This is a genomic window from Fundidesulfovibrio sp., assembly GCF_058402725.1.
Window position 1 is genome coordinate 1 of record NZ_JBZVFJ010000054.1, and the last position, 23,831, is coordinate 23,831.

Genomic DNA, 23,831 nt, shown 5'->3' on the forward strand with positions numbered 1-23,831 from the left:
CCATCTGGCCCAGGCAGAATTCCAGGCTGGCCGTCGGGTTGCCCGAGGCCGGAGGCGCTGGGCGCGGCGCGGCGGCCGGTGCGGAGGCGGCCGCCGGGGCGGCCTGGGGCTGGACCGTACCCGCCTGCGGGGCCTCGGCCGACGTCGCGGCGGCGGCCTGGGGCTCGGGGGCCGGGGGCGGCGGGGCCTCCACGGGCAGGTGCTTCACATACTCCAGCAGGTCCCGGAAGGCCGGACCGTCGGGGAGGTTGTCTGCGGCGAAGCGATCCAGGGCGTCGAACCCGGCTGCGAGGCGGTCCACCAGGGCCTTGGGGAACACGGCGTCGGAGGTGTAGCTCTGGAAGTAGGCCTGCACCTGGTCGCGGAACCAGGTGAGGGCGTTCACGCGGCCGCGCATGCGCTTCTTGGGGGGGAAGAGATCTTCCCAGAAGGTGGTGGTCACGTCGGCAAGCAGGTTCACGCCGTCGGCCAGTCCCGGCAGGGACTTGGTCTTCAGGAGTCCCACGGCCATGTAGGCCGCCGTGGGCAGGTGCTTGCCCTTGGCGGTGAGGATCACCTCCGAGAGCTGGACCACCTTGTCCCAGTCGATGCCCTGGCCCGTGGCGGTTGGCATGGAAAGCTTGTCGATCTCGGCCTGGAGCTGCTCGAACTCCGGCTCGTAGGAGGGGTCGGTCCCTGCGGGGGTGGCCGCCGAGATGGGGGCCTTGCCGATGTCAGCGATGTCCATGGGGGCCTGCGCGGTTGGGGTTGCGAAGCGGCCGCCCTGCGGAGGCGGCTTGACACTCTACCCCGAAGCGCCGGAAAGAGACAACCTCACAAATCCTCCCTGCCCCGGCGGCAGGTTCCGCGCCGCGCCGGTGCTGGGCCTTCTCCCGGCTCTGCCTCCCGCGCCTGCGAGATGGACCCGGCAAGGCCCGAGAGCAGGTCCGCCAGGGTACCGGCCTGGTTGACCATGGGCAGCGGCCCTCCCTGGAACTCCACAACCTTCACGCCCTTGAGCGCCGCCCGTGCGGCCGGGGCCGCTTTCGCCCCGCCGGGTTGCCCCGTGCGCACGAGAACGCGCGGCAGCTCCTGCCCGCGCCCGCCGTAGGGGTAGGGGTCGGTGAGGCAGGCGCGCGGGAAAGGCTGGAGACGCACGGAGAGCCAGCGGGACGACTCCCGGCAGGTGAGGCCGAAGCTCTCGGGCGGCGGCGGCGCAATGAGCCAGTCGGCGGATGCGGGCATGGCGCGAACGGCCAGGTCGGCGCGTCCGGCGGCTTCGGCGTAGCATTTGCCGCGCTCCGCCAGCGCGCCGTCCAGGAGCACCACTCCCGCCACCTTGGCCGAGTGGCGATGGGCCAGGGCCTGGGCGATCAGGCCGCCGTAGCCGTGGCCCACCAGGAGCGTCCGGTCCAGGTCCTCGTGGAAGAGGAGCTGGGCCGCGTCCTGCACGTGCATGGCCAGGGAGATTTCGGGCCGCAACAGGTGGGCGCGCTCCCCGCAGCCGGTGAGCGTTGGCCGGTGGACATCGTGGCCCAGACGGTCCAGGGCCTGGGCCGTGAAGCGCCAGAGCCAGCCGCCGGTGAACGCGCCGTGGAGCAGGAGGATGGAGGCCATGCCCGTTCAAAGCAAGGGCCGGGCCAGACGAAGGATGACCGGGAAGCCGCGCCGGACCTGGGGCGGGTCGCGCCGGACGCCCGCGGGAACGACAATTCTGTGATGCTGCATTTCAGGAATGTCGCCCGACACGGGAGCCAGCCCAACCGGGCCGGATACTCCCAGGAGACCACAGTCCTTGACCGGAGGAGACAGCCCCTGCAACGCCACTCGGGCTTGGCAGGACAGCCCCTCACAGACCTGGAACGCCCAGGACCATGCGGTCCGGGCGTTTATCCAAAGCATGCTGAGCAGGTTTGCAGCCCACTGACGCGAAACGCCCCGGACCTGGCGGCCCGGGGCGTCGCAAACGCGCGTTCCCAGCCTCTTTGCCCTACTTCACGCACTCGCTGATGCTCTGCGGGATGCTCGTGGGCGTCACGGAGAGGAGCCGGATGACGGGCTGGTTGCCCTCGAAGACGAAGCTCACCTGGATGCGCTTGACGCCAAGCGCCCCCAGCATGTCCTTTTGCCCGGGGAAGTCCTCGGGGGTGTAGGTCTTGGAGCCGCCGGTGCGGAAGTCCTTGAGGAAGAGGGCGAAGCCGCTGGGACCGGAGTAGGTCTTGGTGACGGTGAGGTCGTTGAAGACGATGGTGACGGTGGTGTCCGAGCAGCCGTCGGGCTTCCACTTGAAGGAGGCCGAGTCCAGGAAGTTGTAGTTGTTGAGGGCCTGGGGCTGGTTGCCGCAGGTGAGCGTAAGCGTGGTGAGGTAGGGCTTCTGACGCGCCTCGGGGTTCACCGTGGTGGGCACGGTCTTCACGATCACGTCGTATTCCGGCAGAGCCTCGGCCACCTCCTGGCCTCCCTCGTCGAGGAAGTTCAGGAAGGCGCGGTGGATGGGGAACACGGCCTGCATCCAGGGCTTGGCGGCCCAACCCTTGATCTCGCGCGTGAGGAAGGGCCTGGCCGGACCGTTGACGAACTTCCAGACCACGCCGTCCTTCTTGTCCAGGAGCACCTGGCGGTAGCGGCTCTGGGGGATCATCTGGGCCTCGGAGAGCACGCGGCTTTCCCACTGGCGCTGCAGCTCGCAGGAGGCCAGCTCGGTGGAGAAGAGCACGAAGAAGGCCAGCGGGCCGCCCACCATCTGGGTGAAGGCGTCGCCGCCCGCGCCACCGCCCACTCCGATGAGGGCGTTCATGGACAGGAGCGCGGCCTCGGCGGTCTGGGCCGGGCTCTTCACGGACAGGGCGGGCGCGGGCGCGCCGCCCGCCGGGGCGTCGACGGCCTGGGCCGCGCCCATGGAGGCCGAGACGAACTGGAAGGCCGTCTCCTGGGTGGCCACGGCGGGCACCATGTCCGTGAGGGCCTTCTGATACTCCTGGAGCTTGCCGGTGGCGGCCAGGAGGTTCTCGAACTTGCGGGCCTCGCCCGGATCGATGTCGCCCTGGATGCGCTGGACGGCCACCTCCACGCGCTCCTTGCCCTTTTCGAGCAGGGGTTCGGCCTTGTTCTGGGCCTTGGCCTGCTCCATGGCGATGTGGAAACGCGAGACCTCGGCGGCCCAGGGCGGCGGCGAGCCCAGCTTGCCCAGGGCCTGGAAGTCCCTGGCCATGCGTTCCAGCATGGCGAAATAGGGTCCGGCGAAGGTGGGCATGCGCGCGGCCATCTTGCGCTTGTCGTTGTCGTCCAGGAGGAAGCCGTAGCCCAGGTGGAAGCCCTGGGCGAAGTGCTGCCAGGAGAGGTAGAACTGGTTGGCGTACCAGCTCCAGAAGGCGTCGATGCGCGCCTGGAAGGCCTTGGGGTTGTCCACGGCCTGGTCGAATTCCTTGATGAAGGACTCGATGGCCTTCTTGCCCTGCGCCGTGAATCCGGCGGGCACGTAGGCGTCCTGGCCCGAAACCTGTCCCGCGCCGCCCCAGAAGTCGTTGAGGGTGACGGGGTGCAGGTAGGGCCGGGTGTTGGCCCATTCCACGAGCCACTGCATCTGGCCGTCCTTGAGGGAGGCCAGGCGCGTGAGGCGCAGCTTGAAGTCGGCCAGGTGCTGGGCCATGGCCTCGTTCCAGGGCTCCCAGTAGAGGTAGTCCAGGTAGCAGTCGTTGAAGAAGGGGGCCAGCTCGGGGACGAGCTTGGGGTCCACCTGGGCGAGCACGGCGTCGGGGTAGGAGGGGATCTTGCGCATTTCCTCCAGCGAGGCACCGCGCTGCTTGGCCTTGAGGAGCTCGATGCGCCAGACCATGTGCCCGATGTACATGCCGATGGTGGTCTCGGAGGCCCTGTTGTCCAGCGCGTCCACGGAGGCGCGCATGGAGGTGTCCAGGGGGGTGAGCACCTGGTCGCGGAAGAGCCCGGCGAAGGCCAGCTTCACGCGGCGCTCGCCCGTGAGGCTCTGGTCCAGGCCCATGCGGGGCAGGAGCCAGTCGCGGTTGACGGCCTCCATCTGCACGATCTGGCGGCGCAGCTGGTCCAGGGTGAGCAGTTTCTGGTCCATGCCGCCGGCGAGCTTGGGCATTTCCGCGAACTGGGAGGAGATCACCTGGAGGGCGCGGTTGTTGTGGGTGTAGGAGAGCGTGAAGAACCCCGCTGCGCAGAAAAGCAGGAAGAGCCAGGCCATCACCCCGGCGAAGCGCGTGCGGGAGCGCCAGCGGGAGAACTCCAGCATGGGGGTGAAGAGATTGCGGTCGCCGGGCAGGAAGCGGGAGAACACGTCGTGGAGGAAGGCCCCGCGATCGGTGGCGGCGCGCTCGGAGAGCTGGGCGGCCACGTCGGCCAGGTCCTGGGCGAGCACGTGGGCCTGCCCTTCCTGGCGGGCGCTGGAGAAGAACACGCCCCGGTAGACGGGCGTTTCCAGATAGGGATTGTCGGAGAAGAGCGCTCCGGTGAAGACGCGCAGCCTGCCGCCCAGGCGGGCCAGCTCATCGGGGAGCATGAGGGTGGCGGGGTCCATGCCGACCGCGTCGCAGGGCAGGAGCAGTCGCAGGTCCTTGAGCCTTGTGGTCAGGCGCTTCATGCCCTCGTCCAGGGCGTTGACGGCCGGGCGCAGGGTGTTGGAGTTCACTTCGCCCATGGCCTGGAGCAGTTCGCCGTTTTCGAGCATGTCCACGAAACCGTTCATGCCGAGAACGTGGTCCATCTTGGTGACCATGAGGAACACGGGGAACTTGGCCCCGATCACGCGCATGAGTTCGTTGACGCGGCGGCGCAGGCCCTTGGCGTGCTCCACGAGCACGTCGTCGGAGGCGTCGGTGAGCTTGTCGGCGGCCACGGCCAGCACCAGTCCGTTCAGGGGCTCCTTGCGGCGGTGCTTGACGAGCAGCGCCAGGAAGCGCTCCCACTCCTCGCGGTCGCGGGCCTCGTCCTGGGGGATGGCGTAGCGTCCGGCGGTGTCCAGGATCACGGCCTCGTCGGCGAACCAGAAGTCCACGTTGCGTGTGGGGGCCGGCAGGCGCTCCTGGCCCACGTCGGTGAGGATGGAGGCCAGCTTGGCACGGCGCAGGGCCAGGGACTTGCCCGCGCCCGTCTCGCCCATCACCAGGAACCAGGGTTTCACGTAGACCGGATCGCCCTGCTGGCGCAGTTGGGAGGCGCGCAGGATCTCCACGGCCTTGGCGAAGCGGTCCTCCACGTCGCGCAGGAGCCTGGCCTGTTCGCCCTGTGCGGCGGAAATGGCGGCCGTGTCCTGCTCCACCACGCGTTTGACGAACTGGCGCTCGCGGCGGCGGAACCACCAGCGCCGCAGGAAGACCACGCCCACGATGACCCCGGCCGCGCCCACGCCGATGGCTGCGGCCGCCCAGTCGGGCCAGCCGCGCCACTGGGCAAGGTACCACGCGCCCACGCCGATGGCCGCGAGCAGAAGAAGCCAGAGGAAGACCTTGAGCACGATGATCAGGACGTTTTTCATGGCGGCCTAGGGCCCTCCCAGGAAACCCTTGAGGGTCCCGGAGAGGATGCGGCTGTAGGCGAAGTACATCACGGCCAGGGTCAGGGGCGGCACGCCCAGCACCACCACGTCCACCCAGTCCATGCCGCGCCAGAAGCGCTTGCGCGCCTGGCGGGAGGGGTCGGGGCCGTAGAGGGCCGGAAAGAGCCTGGCGGCCTGTTCGCGGCGCGGGCGCGGGGTCTGGCCCAGGGCCTGGGCGATGGTCTTCTGGCGCAGGCTGCCCAGGGCGGCCTGGTCGTCGGGGTGGAAGTAGCGGCCGGTGAAGCCCAGCATCATGGTGAGGCCGTAGACCTCCAGCACGCCCTTGAGGCCCACGCCCACGTCGTCGGCGTCGTCCTGCGCGTCGAAGGCCGCGTCCCCTGCCGGGGTGGCGCAGGCCTGGGCGGCGTCTGCGTCGTCGCCGAAGGAGAGGTCCTCCACGCTGGCCTTGGCCCCGGGCTCGGAGAAGGTGAAGTCGCTGCCGGTCTTGGCCAGCAGGGCCTCCAGGCGCTCGAAGTATTCCTCGCCCGCGTTGACGGTGTCGTAGACCACGCGCTGCAGGGGCTGGTGGAGCCACTGGGCCTTGCCCTCCCAGGCGGAGCCCAGGATCATCTCGTCCATCCAGGCGCACACGGCGAAGCGCGCCTCCTGGAATTCCGCCGCCGAGACCCCCAGCTTCTTGGCCATGCGCCCTGCCCCGTTGAGGAGCGTCTCCACCTTGTCGCGGGTGTCCTCGTAACGGGGGAAGGCCTGGGGCTTGCGGGCCACGTCCAGCACCAGGGTGACGGACTCGATGAAGCAGTCCACCAGACGCATCTATTTGCCCCTCAACACGGCCAGATGGACCGAGAGGTCCTCCGGCGGGTTGTCCCAGAACAGGGCCAGGGAGCGGTTGCGGCCCACGTCGGACCAGAGGGGGTTGCCCGAGTCCAGCAGGAAGTAGTGGGTGCCGGAGCGCTTGGGCAGCCCGGCGGGGGGGTTCTTGGAGTAGCTGAGGGGCACGCCGGGCACGGCCTTCACCAGGAGCGTGGCCATGAGCGGGGTGGCGCACAGCTTCACGGTGGAAAGCACGGTCTGGGGCACGGCCTCGGGGTTCTGGTCGGTGCGCACGATGAGCCAGAAGCGGTTGGTGGGGTTGAAGACGCGCTCGGGCAACTCGGCCACGAAGTAGCTGTCCTTCTTCTGGAGGGCCACCAGCAGCTCGATGGAGGTGCCGATGCCCTCGATCATGCGCTCGATGAGCTTGCGCGCGGCCCCGAAGCAGCCGGTGAGGTTCTCGTGGTCGTAGTCGGGCACGAGCTTTTCGCCGTCGTAGCGCTCGCCCAGCGCGCCGAAGTCGTCGGCGAAGGTGGAAAGTTCGCCCAGGAACTGGCGGAACGCGCCGTACACGTCCCAGGGATGCACCACGGAGGCTTCCACGTAGTGGTTGAACAGCGGCGCGTAGCGGTTGAGGGTCATGAGCGCCAGGAGGAAGACCATGTAGCCCGGGTCGAACTCCTTGGAGGTGAGCTCGCCGCGCATTTTGTAGTCTTCCAGGGCGCGGGCGCGGGCGGTGACCAGATCCGTGACGTCCTTGACGATCTTCTCCAGGGCCGGCGCGGCGCCCAGGGTCAGGCAGGGGGGGATGAAGCCCTCCTCGAAGAGGATCTTGTCGGTTTCGCGCCGGACCCTGCCGATCTGGATGAGGTGGAAATCGCCCAGGTGGGGCAGTTCGTGCTCGAAAAACACGGCCAGGGCGAAGCGCAGGGTCTTCACCTGGGCCGGGGGGCCTCCGGCGTGGAGGTCGGGCACGGCCTCGGGGTCGGCCTTGGCCACGAAGGTGGAGGGGGGCGTGCCGCTCAGGGAGAAGTCCTGCTGCACGGTCACGTTGGACCCGGCGTGGTTCAGGCGCTTGAGCCCCAGGTAGACGCCCACGGGCCGGTCGGCCTCCAGGGCGGCCTCGTCCAGGGAGCGGGCGGCGGCCACGGCGTTGTCGGGGCTGCACACATAGAAGCCGTTCTGGAACACGGCCTCCACGCGCGAGATCTCCACCTTGCGCGCGGCCAGGGCGTCGGCGCGCACCTCCAGGGTCCCGATGCCCCAGAAGTGGCGCTGGGAGTAGCGCACCACGGCCTGCAGCTTCACATGCTGCCGCCAGTCCACCAGTTGCAGGTGCTGGGGCGTGAGAAAAAGCCCCTGGTGCCAGAACAGCGGAGCTTCGGCGGTCACGAACCGTCCCCCAGGGTCTGGATGCCGGTCTTGCCCAGCTGGATCTTCTTGGAGAGCTTGCCGGGCTGGTAGGTGGTTTCCTTCCACCAGAGCCAGCCCGCCGAGTCGGAACTCACCGGGATTTCATAGACCTTGGTGGCCGTGCCCAGGTTGAGGTCGTAGTAGCCGCAGGCGATGGCCACGAACTTGGCCTTCTCGCCCCGGTCGAGGGTGACGGTCTCGTTGCGCCCGGGCTGGACGATCACCCGCTGGAAGCTGACCACGGAGCCGTCGAAGCTCTGGCATTCCAGGAGCTTGGAGATGCCCGGAGCCGTGGCGGCCAGCTGCTGGAAGGCCGTGGGGGTCTGCAACTGGTAGACGCAGATGGCCAGGGTATGGGCCGCGCCTTCGAACTCGTTGAGGAAGGGGTCGGAGACGAAGGTGAACTCCAGGGCCTTGGGCGCGAAGGCCCAGTTCATGGTCTGGGGGCTGTAGGAGGGGTTGGTGTACTGGGAGGGCGGCGCGGACTTGCCGCCCCCGCCGCAGGCGGCCAGGGCCAGGAGGGCCGCCAGGAGGATCAGGGTGCGCATCGTGGACTCCATTGCATAGGGGACACTGTTTTGCCCCGCCGGAAAAGTCAAGGCCGGGCCGGAGCGCAGGCCCCCGCCCGAACCGGATTCAACGTTTCACCTTCCAGGCCTTGGCGGCCTTTTCGGCCTGGGCCTTCTGCCTGGGCGAGACCAGGGTCTCGGCGTAGGCCAGGTTGGCGCGGGCCTCCGCGTCGCCCTGCCCCGAGGCCAGGAGAAGCCAGGAATAGCCCGCAACGGGATTCTTTTTCACGCCCTGGCCCTCGAAGCAGCGCACGCCCAGGTCGTTCTGGGCTTTGGCGTCTCCCTGGTCGGCGGCCCGGGTCATCCATTTGGAGGCCTCCACCTGGTTCTGCTTCACGCCCAGCCCGGCGGCGTAGCGCCGCCCCAGGAGCCACTGGGCGCGGGCGTCGCCCTTCTGGGCGGCCTCGGTGAGCCAGCGCACGGCCTGGGCCATGTCCTTGGCCACGCCCTGCCCCTGCTCGTACCACTGGGAGAGGGCCATCTGGGCCTGCACGTCGCCCTGGGCGGCCGCGCGCTCCATCCAGAGGGCGGCCTGGGCCGGGTCCTTGTGGACGCCCAGACCCTTTTCGTACTTCACGGCCAGGTTGAACTGGGCGTCGGCGTCGCCCTGCCCGGCGGCCTTCTGGAGCCAGCGGGCGGCCTCCTGCGGGTTGGGGTGCACGCCCAGGCCGCGCTCCAGGACGACGGCGTACTGGAACTGCGCCGGAGCGTAGCCCGCCTCGGCGGCCAGGGCCAGCCACTTGGCGGCCTCGGGCGCGTTGGCCGGGACGCCCCGGCCCTGATGGAAGAGCATGCCCAGGCGGTACTGGGCCTTGTAGTCGCCCTGTTCGGCGGCCTTGCGCCACCAGTGCTCGGCCTGGGCCGCGCCCCCCGGGGCCTTGCCCGAGGCCAGAAGCTCGGCGTAGGCGTACTGGGCGGGCATCTCGCCCATTTCGGCGGCGCGCTTGAGGGCGTCCGTCCCCTCGCCGGGCGCGGCCGCCAGGCGTGGGTTGGCCTCCAGGAGCATGCCCAGGTGGTAGAGGGCGCGCACCTGACCCTGCCTGCCCGCCAGGCGGTACCATCGGGCGGCTTCGGACGGGTTCCTGGCCACGTGCTGGCCGAATTCGTAGAGCAGGCCCAGGTGGTACTGGGCGGAGGCGTCCCCCGCCTCGGCGCGGGGCTTGAGTTCCTTGAAGGCGGAAGCGGCGTCGGAGCGGTTGTAGACGGTCTCGGCGTCCTGGGCCAGGAGCCCGCCCGGCGTGGCGAGCAGGCACAGGCCCACGAGGAGCCAATGCATCGGAACGGGAAGAGGCATTGCCGTCACCTGATCGTCGTATCGTGCCGGGACGCTGCCTGATGTACTGCATGAAGCGCTTTCATTCAATAGGCTCTTGAAGCTTTTTCTCCGCCGGGCTACACCACTGTTGCGCGCATGCAGGGAAGGCGATCCCGCCGCCCCGGCGCGCCGAGGTGGCCCTTCATGCTCGATATCAAGGCATCCGGGTATTCCCGCACGTTCTACCTTGCCGCCGTACTGACCTGGGTGGCCGCCGCCGGGCTTTTGTTCATCACCGCCGTATGGGGCGGTTTGTACGGCATGATGGACGCCGTGATGAGCTCCCGCGAAGCGCGCATGGTGGCCCAGACGCATCCCGAACCCGCCGCCCAGCCCGGCCGCGCGTTGCACCTGGAGCCCAACCCCTTCGGCCAGCCCCCCGCGCCCGCAGCCCCTTCGGGCTTCACTGCCTCAGCGCCGGAGACTCCCCTCCAGGCCCTGGAATTGCGCCTGGAGAAGCTCTTCCACATCGACGCCGCGCCCCAGGCCCCCACGGCCCCGCCGCCGCAGGCCCTGCCCTCCCCCGAGCCCGCCTCCCAGGTGCGCCAGGAGGTGGCCCGCCCCGAGCCCCGCAAGGAGCAGCCCGCCCAGCCGCCCCTCACCCAGGGCGAGACCGGGGTGATCAAGTCCGTGAAGTTCGAACCCGGCGACGGCCGCTTCGCCTTCACCGCCCAGACCACCGCCCCCACGGACAAGGTCACCTTCCTGTACCTCGACAACCCCCGCCGCCTGGCCGTGAACATCGTCGGGGCCTGGCGCTACACCGCCTCGCGCACCGCCGAGTTCGCCCAGGGCCCCATCGCCCGCGCCGCAGTGGGCGAGCACCCCGACTACGTGCGCATCACCCTGCATTTCCGCGACGTGAACGCCCCGAAACCCGCCGACCCCGTGGTGACCAAGCTCAAGGACGGCCTTTCGGTGAGCCTGGCCGCCAAGTAGGCCCCCGGGCCCTCCTCCGGACCCGGGCTGCAGAACCGTCGTCCTGGCCGCACGGGCGCGGCCCCGCAAGGTTCTTTTCTCCCCCTCCCCTCGCGGCCGACCCGCCGTGCGCCCTGTCGCGCACGCCGTCCGCGCGGCTGGGCCCCACCGTGCGCGTCCCTCCGGCAACTCGCCCGGGGCGCGTGTTGGCGCTTGTCCACGCCATGGGAAATGGCGTATGCCGGGTGAAACCGGCCGGACCATCCGGCCGCCACGGCCCACAGGAGTCCCCCATGTCCAGCGCCAGCGCGTCCCCGGCCCAGGCCCCCTCCCCCAACCTCGAGTACGCCCGCGTGGTGGAGGCCGGTCCCGGCCTGCTCACCGTGCGCACCGGCTTCGGCACGATCCGGGCCGAGCGCGCCGTGAGCTGCCTGGTGGAGCCCCGCGCCGAAGACCTGGTGCTGGCCTGCGTGGACATCTCCGGCCGGGCCTTCGTGCTCTCGGTGCTCGAAAGCCGGGGGCCGGTGGAACTCTGCATCGAGGGCGACGCCCGCCTGGGCGCGCGCGGCGGCAGCCTGACCCTGGCCGCCGACGCCGACATCCGCCTGGCCTGTCCGGGCGAGCTGGCCGCCGCCTCGGGGCAGCTCACGGTGCACGCCGCCGAGGGTCTGGCGGCCGTGGAGCGCATGAGCTTCCTGGGGCGCACGCTCAAGGCGCAGGTGAAGCGCCTGCGCGGCGTGGCGCGCTCGGTGGAGCTGGTGTTCAAGAGCTTCACCAGCCAGGGCGTGGAGTCCCAGCGCTTCGTCAAGGGGCACGACGAGGTGCAGGCCGGGTCGCGCCGCGTGCTCGTGGAGGACCTGAACGCCCTGCATGCCAAGAACCATTCGATCATCGCCGAGGAACAGGTGGTGATGAACGCCGAACAGATCCACATGGGCTGACGGCCGCATTATGCCCTCCAGCCAGCCCCCCTTCAGCTTCAGCGTCTCCACCCTGCCAGCGGATACCTTCCATGTGGTGCGCTTCACGGGCGAGGAGGGGCTTTCGACGCTCTACCGCTTCGAGATCACCCTGATCTCCCAGAACCTCTCGGTGGACTTCGACAAGGCTTTGGCGGGCGCGGCCGTCCTGCGCGTCGCCGCCAGCGACGACCTGCCGGAGCGCGTCTGGCACGGCGTGCTCTCGGACTTCCGGCAGAAGCACCGCACGGGCGGCCACGCTTTCTACACGGCGGTGCTCGCGCCCCGGGCGGAGCGGCTCACCCGCTCGCGCGGCAGCCGCATCTTCCTGAACCAGGACATCCCCGCCACCCTGGCCGAGTGCCTTTCCGCCTCGGGGCTGCGCAAAGGGCAGGACTTCGAGGTGGCCACCTCGCGCTCCTATCCGAAGCGGGAATACGTCTGCCAGTACAACGAGACGCCCTTCCACTTCCTCTCGCGCTGGGCCGAGCGCAATGGCCTCTACTGGTTCTTCGACCAGTCCCAGGGGCGCGACCGCCTGGTTCTCACCGAGACCCTGACCGCCCACCCGCCCCTGCCCGGGTCCGAGAACTTGGTCCACACGGAGCCCAGCGGACTGGAGGCCCCGCTCACGGGCTCAGCCGTGCACGGCCTGCGCGCCCACAAGCGCCGCCTGCCCCGCGAGGTGCTGCTCACCGACTACAACTACCGCACCCCCAACCTGGAGATCGCGGCCAAGGCCCTGGTGTGCCGCTCGGGCGAGGGCGTGGCCCACGTGCACGGGGGCAACATCCGCACCCTCACGGAGGCCAGGCTCCTGGCCCACGCGCGCGCCCAGGAGATCGCCTGCCGGGGGCTGGTGTTTTCCGGGGAGTCCAACGCCGCGCGCCTCGCGCCCGGGTATCTCTTCACGCTCTCCAACCACTACCGCGACGACTTCAACCAGCGCTACCTGGCCACCCTGGTGCGCCACGAGGGCAGCCAGGAGGGCTGGCTCACCTCCGGGGTGGCCACGCGGGGCCTGGGCGACGCGCTTTTCTACCGCAACGCCTTCGCGGCCATTCCGGCCCAGGTGCAGTATCGCAGCGAGTGCCGCACGGACTGGCCCGTGATCGCCGGGAGCATGAGCGCCTTCATCGACGCCGAGGGCGGCGGCGAGCAGCCCGTGCTGGATGCGCAGGGCCGCTACAAGGTGGCGATGCCCTTCGACCTCTCGGGGCGCGGGCAGGGCAAGGCCTCGGCGTGGATTCGCATGGCGCAGCCCTACGCCGGGGAAAACAGCGGCATGCACTTCCCGCTGCGCAAGGGCACGGAGGTGCTGCTGGGATTCGTGAACGGCAACCCGGACATGCCGGTGATCACCGCCGCCGTGCCCAACCCGGCCACGCCCTCCCCCGTGCGCGACGCCAACCAGACCATGAGCGCCATCACCACGGCCTCGGGCAACCACTTCCACATGGAGGACAAGGCGGGCAAGGAGCGCATCCTGATGCACTGCCGCAAGGAAGGGAGCTTCCTGCGCATCGGCCAGCCCAACGACCCGCCCACGGACATCGACACCTCGGACGGCACCTTCTCGGTGAAGAACGTCAGCTACGCCTCCAACGGGAAGATATCGACCGTGAGCGGCGCGTGGACCCCACCGGCACAGACATGGGGCGAAGCGGGCGGCGTCACCTGGTACACGCCCGGGGCGCTGAACGTGAAGGCGGCCACGGCCAACAGCGTGATCATCGGAGAGAATACGCAGTGGAATGGCGGCATCTATTCGTGTGACACAATTGGTGACAGTTTCACGCTCAATGTTGGCGCAACACAGACATTCAACATCGGTAAAGTGTACTCTTGCACGATTTCGCACTTGAATTTTGTATCGGAAGAGACAACAGCCTCAGCGGAATCTCGACAAATCATGTCAAGGCTTACAGAGCTAGCGGAATTCAAAACAGTTGCCACTGAAAAATTCACGCATATCAGCAACAATTCAACTGCCATTGGCGACTTGCAACGAGACATGTTTATTGCAAAAGAACACATTGCCGAAACAGACAAAACAGTCGCGTCAAACAACGAAAGAATGATAGCCAACACAACATATCTACATGATCAGCACGATGAGATCCAAAACACAGTCACCACAATACAAAATAACGTTACAAGATGTGAAAATGATGTCACACATGTCAGAAATTTTGCAACATACATAAACGACAACGTAAAAAGTATCGGCAACAGCCTAACTGACATGACCATTACAAACGTCCATATCAACGAAGAACATACGCGCCTCACTGGAAGCGTCGTGATCGTATAACACAACACCGCACATCATAGAGAATATCCATGAGCGTTCCCTGGAAACGAAACTCTCCGCCGGGTAACCGCATATCCGGTGACAGCGCGGAGTCTTCGTGGGGCATCTTGTGGGACATGGCGCGCAGCTGTCACCCTTTCTTGGAGCTTTGCGCCAGGCAGACGCACCCGCGCGGCGCTGCTTCCAACCCCCAGGCGGTTGAACCATGAACCAGCAGCCTTCCTTCTCCTTTTCCATTTCCACCCTCCCGGAGGACGCCTTCCATGTGGTGCGCTTCACCGGCCAGGAGGGCTTGTCCACGCTCTACTCTTTCGAGGTGACGCTCCAGGCCGCCCGCGGGCCTGTGGACATGGCGCGCGCCCTGGAGGGCGACGCCAGCCTCGCCGTGCGCATCGCCCCCGGCAGGCAGACCGCCTGGAAGGGCGTCCTGCGCGAATTCCACATGCTCGACCGCGTGGAGGGCCGCCCCTTCTACCGCGCCGTGCTCGTCCCCCGCGCCCATGTCCTGGGCATGACCCGCCAGAGCCGCATCTTCCTGGACAAGACCACACCCCAGATCCTCCGGGAATGCCTCCAGAGCGCGGGGCTCGCCCCGGGGCACGACTTCGACATGGTCACCACCCTGCCCTACAACAAGCGCGAATACGTCTGCCAGTACGAGGAGACCGACCTCGCCTTCGTCTCCCGCTGGATGGAGCGCAACGGCCTCTACTACCATTTCGACCACGCCGGCGACCGCGAGAAGCTCGTGGTCACCGACACGCGCAACGCCCACAAGCCCCTGCCCGACGGCCACGAGCTGGACTACCGCGAGCCCTCCGGCCTCGCGCTTCCGCAGCCCGGGCGCACCTGCCGCCGCCTGCGCCTGGAGCGCCGCCGCCTGTCCAGGGACATCGCGCTGCGCGACTACAACTACCGCACCCCCGCCGTGGCCATCGAGCATCAGACGGTCATCGACGAGACCGGCCAGGGCGCGCTGCGCCTCCAGGGCGGCAACATCCGCTCCGCCAAGGAGGCCACCTACCTGGCCCACCTCCAGGCCCAGATCCACCAATGCCGCGAGGCCCTCTTCTTCGGCGAGACCGACGCCCCCGGCCTGAGCCCGGGCTGGACCTTCTCCCTGCGCGACCACCCCCAGCAGGACCTGGACCAGGACTACCTGGCCCTGGAGGTGCTCCACGAAGGCAGCCAGGAGGCCCGGCTGGCGCCCGGGGCCGCGCGCGAGGAAGGCGGCGACAGGCCCTTCTACCGCAACGCCTTCACGGCCATCCCGGCCCAGGTGCAGTACCGCAGCGAACAGCGCACCCCGCGCCCCTGGATCGCGGGGATGCTCCACGCCTTCATCGACGCCGAGGGCTCGGGCGAAACCCCGGAGATCGACGACCAGGGCCGCTACAAGGTGATCATGCCCTTCGACCGCTCCGGGCGCTCCGGCGGCAAGGCCTCGGCCTGGCTGCGCATGATCCAGCCCTACGCCGGGTCCGGACACGGCCTGCACCTGCCCCTGCACAAGGGCACGGAAGTGGCCCTGCTCTTCGCGGAGGGAGACCCCGACCGACCCGTCATCGCCGGGGCCGTGCCCAACCCGCTCACGCGCTCGCCCGTCACCAGCGCCAACCAGACCCAGGCCTGCCTCACCTCGGCCGGGGGCAACAAGTTCCACATGGAGGACCGCCAGGGCGCCCAGTACGTGCACTTCTCCAGCCCCGTGGCCGGGACGCGCCTGCAGCTGGGCGCGGGCGGCCCGGACTTCACCCAGGACGACCAGGACGAACTGGACACCCTCTGGCAGAACTACCAGGACTCCACCAGCTATCTGGGCGCGGGCGGCGTCACCTTCACCACCCAGGGCGTGTTCTCCGTGAAGGCCCAGACCACCAACGTCCTCACCCTGGGCGAGAACACCCAGCTCACCGTGGGCGGCTACTCCTGCAGCTTCATCGGCGGCAGCTTCACCCTCAACGCGGGCGTGAGCGTGGCCCTCAACCTGGCCGCGCACACGGAGTTCTCCCCCTTCTGGTACGAGATGCGCGGGTCCAAGCGCCAGGCCCAGGAGAAGCAGGACAAGGTGGTGGCCAGCCTCGTGACCATGTGCGGCGACAAGACCAACGTGGGCGAGGTGGTGAACGACGTGGTCACGGAAAAGACCAAGGCCTATGCGACGCAGGACGCGCTCCTGGACGCCAAGCGCGAGTTCGTCACCGAGGTGCAGCAGGTGCGCGCCCGGGTGAACACCGTGGCCTCGAGCGAGGAACGCCTGCGCAACGAATTCCGCAGCTGCATCGACCGCAGGGTCTCCAACCTCGTCTCCGAGGAGAAACTCGCCGCCGAACTCAAACTGATGGCCACAAACCTGGAACAGACGCTCCTCTCGAAGAGGGTCACTGCCGTGTCGGTCTCCACCACGACCGAGTCCGAGGACAAGGTGGTCGGCGTATCCACCATGGCCGCAGGCGCGGTGGACGTGGTATAGCCGCCCCGGCCCAACCTGTCGTTCGCACTCAAAGGACCCGCCTCATGACCACGGAACAAGCTAGGTTCGCCTTCTCCATCCAGGGGCTCCCCGAAGACGCCTTCCTGGTGGTGCGCTTCACGGGCACGGAGGGGCTCTCGAAGCTCTACGCCTTCGACATCGCCCTGCTCTCCGCCGACGGTCCCGTGGACATGGACGCGGCCCTGGCAGGCGACGCCTGCCTCACCGTGCGCGGCGCGGACGGCGAGCAGGTCTCCTGGCGCGGCGTACTGCGGGACTTCCAGCAGCTCCAGCGCGTGGACGGCCGCGTGTTCTACCGCGCGGTCCTGGTGCCCCGGGCCTACGCGCTCTGCCAGAACCTGCAGAGCCGCATCTTCCTGGACAGCCAGACCCCCCAGATCATCCAGGAGGTCCTCGCGGGCGTGGGGCTCTCCAGCGGGCACGACTACGACATGCGCACTCTGGTGCCCTACCCCGTGCGCGAATACGTCTGCCAGTACAACGAGACGGACTTCGCCTTCCTCTCCCGCCAGATGGAGCGCAGCGGCGTCTACTTCTACTTCGACCACAGCGGCGCGCGCGAAAAGCTCCTGGTGGCCGACCACCTGAACACCCACGCCAGCGCCCCTCCGGGCTGCTCCCTGGTCTACCGCGAGGTCTCCGGCATGGCCCCGCCCGACGCGAGCGGCAGCTGCTCCAGGCTCTCCCTGGAATGCAAGCGCCTGCCCAGGGAGATCCAGCTGCGCGACCACAACTACCGTATCCCGGACGTGGTGCTGGAATCCAAGGCGGGCATCGCCCCCTCGGGCGCGGGCGGGCTCGCCCTGCACGACGGGAACATCCGCTCCATGAAGGAGGCCAAGTACCTGGCCTCCGTGCGCGCCCAGACCTACCAGTGCCGCCGGAAGCTCTTCACCGGCGAGTCGGACTCGCCCAGTGTCCAGCCCGGGTGGACCTTCACCCTGCGCGACCATTTCGAGTCCGGCTGGAACATGACCTACCTGCCCCTGGAGGTGAAACACGAAGGCTCCCAGGAGGCCTGGCTCTCCTCGGGCCTTGGCATCAAGTGCCTCTCCCAGGCCGGCGCGGGGGAAAAACTCCACTACCGCAACAGCTTCACGGCCATCCCGGCCTCCACCCAGTACCGCCCAGAACTCAAGACCCCCAGGCCCTGGATCGCAGGGGTGCTCCACGCCCGCATCGACGCCGAGGGCGCGGGCGAATACGCCGAACTCGACGACCAGGGCCGCTACAAAGTCGTGATGCCCTTCGACCTTTCGGGACGCGGCGCCGGACACGCCACCACCTGGCTGCGCATGATCCAGCCCTACGGCGGCCAGGGCCACGGCATGCACTTCCCCCTGCACAAGGGGACGGAGGTGGCCCTGGTGCACGAAGAGGGCGACCCGGACCGCCCCGTCATCGCCGGGGCCGTGCCCAACCCGGCGGCCCGCTCGGTGGTCACGTCGGCCAACCAGACGCAGTCGCGCATCGCCACGGCGGGCGGCAACCACCTCTCCATGGAAGACCTCGAGGGCTCCCAGTGCATCGTGCTGCAAAGCCCCACTGCCTCGAGCTTCCTGCGCCTGGGCTCGAAGAACCCCACGGACTGGAGCACCTGGGGCTCATCCGACGGCGTGGCCCTCAAGACCGGCGCGGGCTACGAGGCGGAGGTCCAGGCCTACAACCTGGTGGTCTTCGGCGACTACTCCCAGACCACCGTGGGCTTCCAGTCCTACAACTGCGTGGGGGGCAACCTCACCGTGAACCTTGGGGCGGACATCACCTTCAAGTGCGCCGTGGCCACGGAGTTCGACAAGGCCAAGTACGAGCTGCGCCCCAAGGTGCGCAAGGCCGAGGCGGACAAGGAAGCCGTGCTCGGCAAGATGACCGAGTTCATGGGCGCCAACACCCAGATCATCAACGATTCCATCCGGGTGGTCCAGGAGCTGGGCGAGGTGATCGACACCCAGCAGCACGTCGTGGCCAACCTCAAGCAGGAGATCGCCCAACAGAGCCAGACCGTGGCCAACCTCGACCAGACCTACATGGTGCAGGCCCAGCTGGTGGCCAACCTCGACCAGAAGATCGGCGACCAGATCAAGACCGTGGGCAACCTCGACCAGACCATCGCCACCAAGACCCTGACGGCGGGCGAACTGACGCACACCGCCGGAAACATGACCACCATCGCCGACGCCCACACCCAGACCGTTTCCGAAAACACCCACGTGAACATGTCGAACACCCTGCTCACCAGCGACATGCAGGTGATCTGACCCGGCGCGCCACTCCCGGCGGCCGGACAATCCTTTCGCGGCATCGCGCGGAGTAAGGATCATGCCCGATACGAAACAGAAATTCTCCTTCACCATCCAGGGTTTCCCCGAGGACGCCTTCCACGTGGTGCGCTTCACGGGCGTGGAGGGCCTCTCCACCCTCTACCGCTTCGACGTCACGCTCTACGCCAAGGATCAGCGCGTGGACTTCGACAAGGCCCTCTCCAGCACGGCCACCTTCACCATCAAGCGCCCCCAGGGGGACATCCCCTTCCACGGCATCCTGGCCAGCCTGGAGGAGCTCTCCCGCTCCGGCCCCCACACCTTCCTGCGCGCCGAACTGGCCCCCAAGGCCTGGTGGCTCACCCAGACCACCCACAACCAGGTGTTCCTGGACAAGGCCAGCCCGGATTTCCTGAACGACGTGCTCAAGGACGGCGGCCTCAACCCGGGCATCGACTTCTCCTTCTCCACCATGGAGACCTACCCCGCCTGGGACTACGTCTGCCAGTACGGCGAAACCCACTTCGCCTTCGCCTCCCGCTGGATGGAGCGCGGCGGCCTCTACTACTACTTCGAGCAGGGCGCGCAGGGCGAGAAGATGGTGGTCACCGACACCCTCACCGCCCACCAGCCCATGCCCCAGGGCGCGAGCTTCCGCTATTCGCCGCCCTCCTCCATGCAGTCCGGGCACGAGGAGGAGGTGGTCACCGCCTTCACCATGCGCCAGACCCGGCTGCCCCAGAAGGTGATCCTCAAGGACTACAACTACGAGACCCCCTCCCAGGACCTCCAGGCCGAAGCCCAGGTGAGCCAGCGCGGCCGGGGGCTGTTCTACGTCTACGGCCAGCGCATGAAGACGCCCTCCCTGGGCCGCAACCTGGCATGGATCCGCGCCCAGTCCATCCAGTGCCGCGAAAAGATCTACACCGGCGTCTCGGCCATCCCCTTCGTGCGCCCGGGCTACACCTTCGAGATGGCCGAGCACTTCAACGACGACTTCAACCAGCGCTACCAGACCATCGCCTGCCGCCACGAGGGCTCCCAGGAGGCCTGGCTCGTCTCGGGCCTGGGCCTCGCCTTCGCCCCCGGAGAGGACTCGCGCCTCTTCTACCGCAACACCTTCGAGGCCATCCCGTCGGGCGTGCAGTTTCGCGCGCAGGCCGTCACGCCCAGGCCCTCCATCGCCGGGACCCTGCCCGCCAAGGTGGACGCCCAGGGCTCGGGCAAGTACGCCGAGGTGGATTCCCAGGGCCGCTACAAGGTCATCCTGCCCTTCGACCTCTCGGGCCGAAAGGACGGCCACGCCTCGGCCTGGGTGCGCATGGCCCAGCCCTACGCCGGGCAGGGGCACGGCATGCACTTCCCCCTGCACAAGGGCACGGAGGTGCTGCTCACCTTCCTCGACGGCGACCCGGACCGCCCCGTCATCGCCGCCGCCGTGCCCAACCCCGAGACCGTGAGCCCCATCACCGACTCCAACCAGACCCAGGCGCGCATCACCACCTCCGGCGGCAACCTCCTGCACTTCGAGGACCAGGAGGGCAGCCAGCGCATCCTGCTCTACAGCCCCACCCAGGGCAGCTACATCCGCATCGGCTCCCACAACGACCCCGAGGACAATCCGCCGTCGTCGGGCTCCGGTTCCGGGTCCTCTGGATCGGGATCGGGCGAATCGGAATCGGGCTCGGGCTCGGGGGAGTCCGGAGGGGAGTCCGGAGGGGAATCGGGCGGAGAGGAGGAGAGCCCCTGGTCGCCCGAGGGCCTCAAGCTCTGGAGCGGAGGACCGCTCACCGTGAAGGTCCAGGCCAGCTTCGAGACCATCCTGGGCACGAAGAACGAGATCGTGGGCGGCATCGACACCGAGACCGTCATCGGCGCCAAGGTGGACGCCGTGTTCGGAGGCCTGGTGGAATACCACTTCCCCAGCAAGTGGACCTACGCCACGGCAGAGATCGAGATGAAGGAGATGATCGAGAAGAACTACGTCACCAAGACCGAACTGGGCACGGAGAAGACCGCCATCCACCAGGACTACACCAAGCTGGTGGACACCGAGGTCAAGGCGATCAACGCCAAGATCAAGACCGCCAACGACGACATCACCCTGGCCAACCAGAAGATCAAGACCGTGGCCGACGACGTGGCCACCCGCGCCACCAAGCAGGAGCTCAACGCCTCCAAGGAGGAGGTGACGGCCGCCTGCCAGAAGACCATCGCCGAGAAGACCGAGACCCTGGCCACCAGGAACGAGGTGGCCGCCACCGTGCAGAAGGTGGCCACCTCCGTGGAGCAGGTGGCCGCCACGGTGAACAACCAGGCCGCGGACATCAACAACATGGCCGCCACCGTGAACACGCTCTCGGAGAACGTCTCGGTGCTCTCCACGGCCGTGGAGTATATGTGAAACGCACCGCCACAGGAGTACGCCCGTGAACGAACCCGACAAGCCGCGCTTCGCCTTCGAGATCGAAGGCTTCGACCACGACGCCTTCCACGTGGTGCGCTTCACCGGCGAGGAGGGCCTCTCCAGGCTCTTCCGCTTCGAGGTCACGCTCTTCGCGGGCGACAAGGACGTGGACTTCGACAAGGCCCTGGCCGCGCCCGCCACGCTGACCATCCGCCGCCGCGAGGGCGACGTGGCCTTCCACGGCATCCTGGAGAGCCTGGACCAGACCACCCGCTCCGGCCCCCACACCTTCTTCCGGGCCGTGCTCGTGCCCAAGGCCTGGCTGCTCACCCAGACCACCCACCACCAGATCTTCCTGCACCAGGACATCCCCCGCACCCTGGAGCAGGTGTTCCAGGACGCCGGACTCTCCTCCGGGCTGGACTTCCGCTTCGCCCTCTCGGGAACCTACCCCCAGCGCGAATTCGTCTGCCAGTACGGCGAGACCCACTACGCCTTCGCCTCCCGCTGGATGGAGCACGAGGGGCTCTACCACTTCTTCGACCGCAAGGCCTCCGGCGACGTGCTGGTGGTCACCGACGCCCTCACGGCCCACAAGCCCATGCCGCAGGGCCACCGCCTGCGCTACTCGCCCCCCTCCTCCATGCAGGTGGGGCACGAGGAGGAGGTGGTCACGGACTTCGCCCTGCACCAGCGCCGCCTGCCCAAGGACGTGGTGCTCAAGGACTACGACTACGAGAAACCCTCCCTGGACCTCACGGCCAAGGCCCCGGTCAAGAACACCGGCCAGGGCACGCTCTACCTCTACGGGCAGCACTTCAAGACCATCGCAGAAGGCGAGCGCCTGGCCCGCGTGCGCGCCCAGGAGCTTCTCTGCCGCGAAAAGCTCTACGCCGGGGTCTCCTCCATCCCCTTCGTGCGCCCGGGCCACACCTTCGAGATGTCGCGCCACTTCACCGGCGGCTTCAACCGCGAGTTCCTCACCATCGGCTGCCGCCACGAAGGCTCGCAGGAGGCCTGGCTCGTCTCGGGCCTGGGCCTCTCCTTCGGCAAGAACCGCGACACCCTGCTCTATTACCGCAACGCCTTCACGGCCATCCCCTCCGACGTGCAGTTCCGCCCCGAACTCACCACCGAGCGCCCGCGCATCGCCGGAACCCTCCCGGCCAAAATCGACGCCGAGGGCTCCGGCCAATACGCCGAAGTGGACGCCCAGGGCCGCTACAAGATCATCCTTCCCTTCGACCTCTCGGGCCGCAAGGACGGCCACGCCTCGGCCTGGGTGCGCATGGCCCAGCCCTACGCCGGCCAGGGCCACGGCATGCACTTCCCCCTGCACAAGGGCGCGGAGGTGATCGTCTCCTTCCAGGACGGCGACCCGGACCGACCCCTCATCGCCGGGGCCGTGCCCAACCCCGAGACCGCGAGCCCCGTCACCGACGCCAACCAGACCCAGGCCCGCATCACCACCGCCGGGGGCAACCGCATCCACATGGAGGACCAGGAAGGCAGCCAGCGCATCCTGCTGCACTCCACCCCCAAGGGCGACTTCGTGCGCATCGGGGAGCCCAACGACCCCTCCTCCGAATGGAGCGACCTGGGACAGGCCTTCGTGAACGCCGCCAAGGCCACGGGCGAGGCCATCAAGGAAATGGCCCAGTCCGGCATCAACATCACCACGCCCCAGTGGTTCAACGTCAAGGCCGAGTTCGCCAACACCGTGATCATCGTGGAGAACACCCAGACCAACCTGGGCCTCTACTCCTGCAACACCATCGGCCTCAACTACACGCTCAACGCGGGCATGAGCATCACCACCAACCTCGCCGCGCACACCGAATTCGCCCCCATCTGGTACGAAATGCGCGCCTCCGTGCGCCAGGCCGACGCCCAGAAGGAGCGGCTCATCGGCCAGGTGAACACCCTGCTGGGCCAGAAGAACACCCTGGCCGAGTCCGTGGACGAACTCATCGCGGCCAAGACCAACACCCTGGCCACCAAGGACGAGGTGACCGCCGCCAAGACCGACGTGGCCGCCGACGTGCAGCGCACCTACGCCACCAAGAACGAGCTCACCGCCCAGAAGGACACCATCTCCGCCGACTACACCCAGGCCATCGCCAACAAGACCTCCACCCTGGCCTCCAAGGAGGAGGTGGCGGCCACCAAGGACGAGGTGATCGCCGAGGGCAACCAGATGGCCGCCCAGCTCACCCAGATGATCAACGAAAAGACGGCCCTCACCGTGAACGTCACCAACGTCACGGCCGACAACGTGCTCATGGCCGGAACCTTCATCGTGCTCTAGGCGCGGCAAAGCGCATCGCAAACCATGAGACGCGCCCGCACCATGACGCCGCCCCGCTCCGAGGGGCATGGACTTCGACCGGGAGTTCATGCACAACGCATGAAAGGGGACCTGCGCGCGCAGGCCCGCCCCCCGGACAGGGACCGCGAGGCCCGGCCGCCGCTGTCCGTCCCGGTTTCCCCCCGTGCAACGGCCCAGGACGCGCCCTTCCGCGCGCCTCATTCCTCGTAGAGGACCGGCAGGCCATGTCCGAAGACGATCCCAAATTCCGTTTCGAAATCCAGGGCTTCCCCGCCGAAGCCTTCCATGTGGCGCGCTTCGAGGGCGAAGAGGGGCTAAGCGCCCTCTACCGCTTCGACATCACCCTCGTGGCCCAGGACCCGGACCTGGACTTCGACGCCGCCCTGGCCGCGCCCGCCGTGTTCACCATCGCCCGCCCCGGGGGGGACATCCCCTTCCACGGCGTGCTGGAGCGCTTCGAGCTGCTCTCGGTCCCAGGCAAGCGGGCCGTCTGCCGGGCCGTGCTGCGCCCCAGGGCCTGGTGGCTCACCCAGTCCACC

15 protein-coding genes are annotated in these 23,831 nt (G+C 68.2%); 8 read left to right on the plus strand and 7 right to left on the minus strand.

Going from position 1 to position 23,831, the window contains the following annotated elements; translation table 11 throughout:
* From ACV4UX_RS08885 to ACV4UX_RS08915, 7 genes are all read right to left on the minus strand, one after another.
* Nucleotides 1–727 (minus strand): type VI secretion system ImpA family N-terminal domain-containing protein (locus tag ACV4UX_RS08885; RefSeq protein ID WP_491592950.1); only part of this gene is annotated, 727 nt, incomplete at its 3' end.
* Between the two features lie 86 nt (nucleotides 728–813).
* Nucleotides 814–1,596: an alpha/beta fold hydrolase gene (locus ACV4UX_RS08890; RefSeq protein WP_491592951.1), complete on the minus strand. Its 783-nt coding sequence runs from the start codon at nucleotides 1,594–1,596 to the stop codon at nucleotides 814–816.
* Nucleotides 1,597–1,969: 373 nt separating this feature from the next.
* A complete protein-coding gene (locus tag ACV4UX_RS08895; protein WP_491592952.1) occupies nucleotides 1,970–5,479 on the minus strand; it encodes a type VI secretion protein IcmF/TssM N-terminal domain-containing protein in 3,510 nt (1,169 codons plus the stop codon).
* A 6-nt stretch (nucleotides 5,480–5,485) separates the two neighbouring features.
* Nucleotides 5,486–6,313 carry a DotU family type IV/VI secretion system protein gene (locus ACV4UX_RS08900; protein ID WP_491592953.1) on the minus strand — a complete coding sequence of 276 codons (828 nt, stop codon included), beginning with the start codon at nucleotides 6,311–6,313 and terminating at the stop codon, nucleotides 5,486–5,488.
* The gene (tssK, locus tag ACV4UX_RS08905) at nucleotides 6,314–7,705 is read right to left on the minus strand and encodes a type VI secretion system baseplate subunit TssK (RefSeq protein WP_491592954.1); all 1,392 of its coding nucleotides are present in this window, start codon (nucleotides 7,703–7,705) and stop codon (nucleotides 6,314–6,316) included. It lies immediately after the preceding gene.
* Nucleotides 7,702–8,274, minus strand: coding sequence for a type VI secretion system lipoprotein TssJ (gene tssJ / locus ACV4UX_RS08910; RefSeq protein ID WP_491592955.1), 573 nt, complete (start codon nucleotides 8,272–8,274; stop codon nucleotides 7,702–7,704). The genes tssK and tssJ overlap by 4 nt, the downstream gene beginning before the upstream one ends.
* An 88-nt stretch (nucleotides 8,275–8,362) precedes the next feature.
* Nucleotides 8,363–9,571 carry an SEL1-like repeat protein gene (locus ACV4UX_RS08915; protein WP_491592956.1) on the minus strand — a complete coding sequence of 403 codons (1,209 nt, stop codon included), beginning with the start codon at nucleotides 9,569–9,571 and terminating at the stop codon, nucleotides 8,363–8,365.
* 183 nt (nucleotides 9,572–9,754) lie between these two features.
* Between ACV4UX_RS08915 and ACV4UX_RS08920 the strand changes: the two genes are divergently transcribed.
* From ACV4UX_RS08920 to ACV4UX_RS08955, 8 genes are all read left to right on the plus strand, one after another.
* Nucleotides 9,755–10,549, plus strand: a complete 795-nt coding sequence (locus ACV4UX_RS08920; RefSeq protein ID WP_491592957.1) for an AMIN domain-containing protein — start codon at nucleotides 9,755–9,757, stop codon at nucleotides 10,547–10,549.
* Between the two features lie 272 nt (nucleotides 10,550–10,821).
* Nucleotides 10,822–11,469 (plus strand): DUF3540 domain-containing protein, encoded by a 648-nt coding sequence (locus ACV4UX_RS08925; protein WP_491592958.1) that lies wholly within the window; start codon nucleotides 10,822–10,824, stop codon nucleotides 11,467–11,469.
* Nucleotides 11,470–11,479: 10 nt separating this feature from the next.
* The gene (locus ACV4UX_RS08930) at nucleotides 11,480–13,801 is read left to right on the plus strand and encodes a type VI secretion system Vgr family protein (protein WP_491592959.1); all 2,322 of its coding nucleotides are present in this window, start codon (nucleotides 11,480–11,482) and stop codon (nucleotides 13,799–13,801) included.
* Nucleotides 13,802–14,006: 205 nt separating this feature from the next.
* Nucleotides 14,007–16,274: a type VI secretion system Vgr family protein gene (locus ACV4UX_RS08935; protein ID WP_491592960.1), complete on the plus strand. Its 2,268-nt coding sequence runs from the start codon at nucleotides 14,007–14,009 to the stop codon at nucleotides 16,272–16,274.
* Nucleotides 16,275–16,318: 44 nt separating this feature from the next.
* Nucleotides 16,319–18,553, plus strand: coding sequence for a type VI secretion system Vgr family protein (locus ACV4UX_RS08940; RefSeq protein WP_491592961.1), 2,235 nt, complete (start codon nucleotides 16,319–16,321; stop codon nucleotides 18,551–18,553).
* 61 nt (nucleotides 18,554–18,614) lie between these two features.
* On the plus strand, nucleotides 18,615–20,960 hold the full coding sequence (locus ACV4UX_RS08945; RefSeq protein ID WP_491592962.1) for a type VI secretion system Vgr family protein: 2,346 nt from the start codon (nucleotides 18,615–18,617) through the stop codon (nucleotides 20,958–20,960).
* Nucleotides 20,961–20,985: 25 nt separating this feature from the next.
* A complete protein-coding gene (locus ACV4UX_RS08950; RefSeq protein ID WP_491592963.1) occupies nucleotides 20,986–23,271 on the plus strand; it encodes a type VI secretion system Vgr family protein in 2,286 nt (761 codons plus the stop codon).
* Nucleotides 23,272–23,516: 245 nt separating this feature from the next.
* A partial coding sequence (locus tag ACV4UX_RS08955) for a contractile injection system protein, VgrG/Pvc8 family (protein WP_491592964.1) occupies nucleotides 23,517–23,831 on the plus strand: 315 nt, incomplete at its 3' end.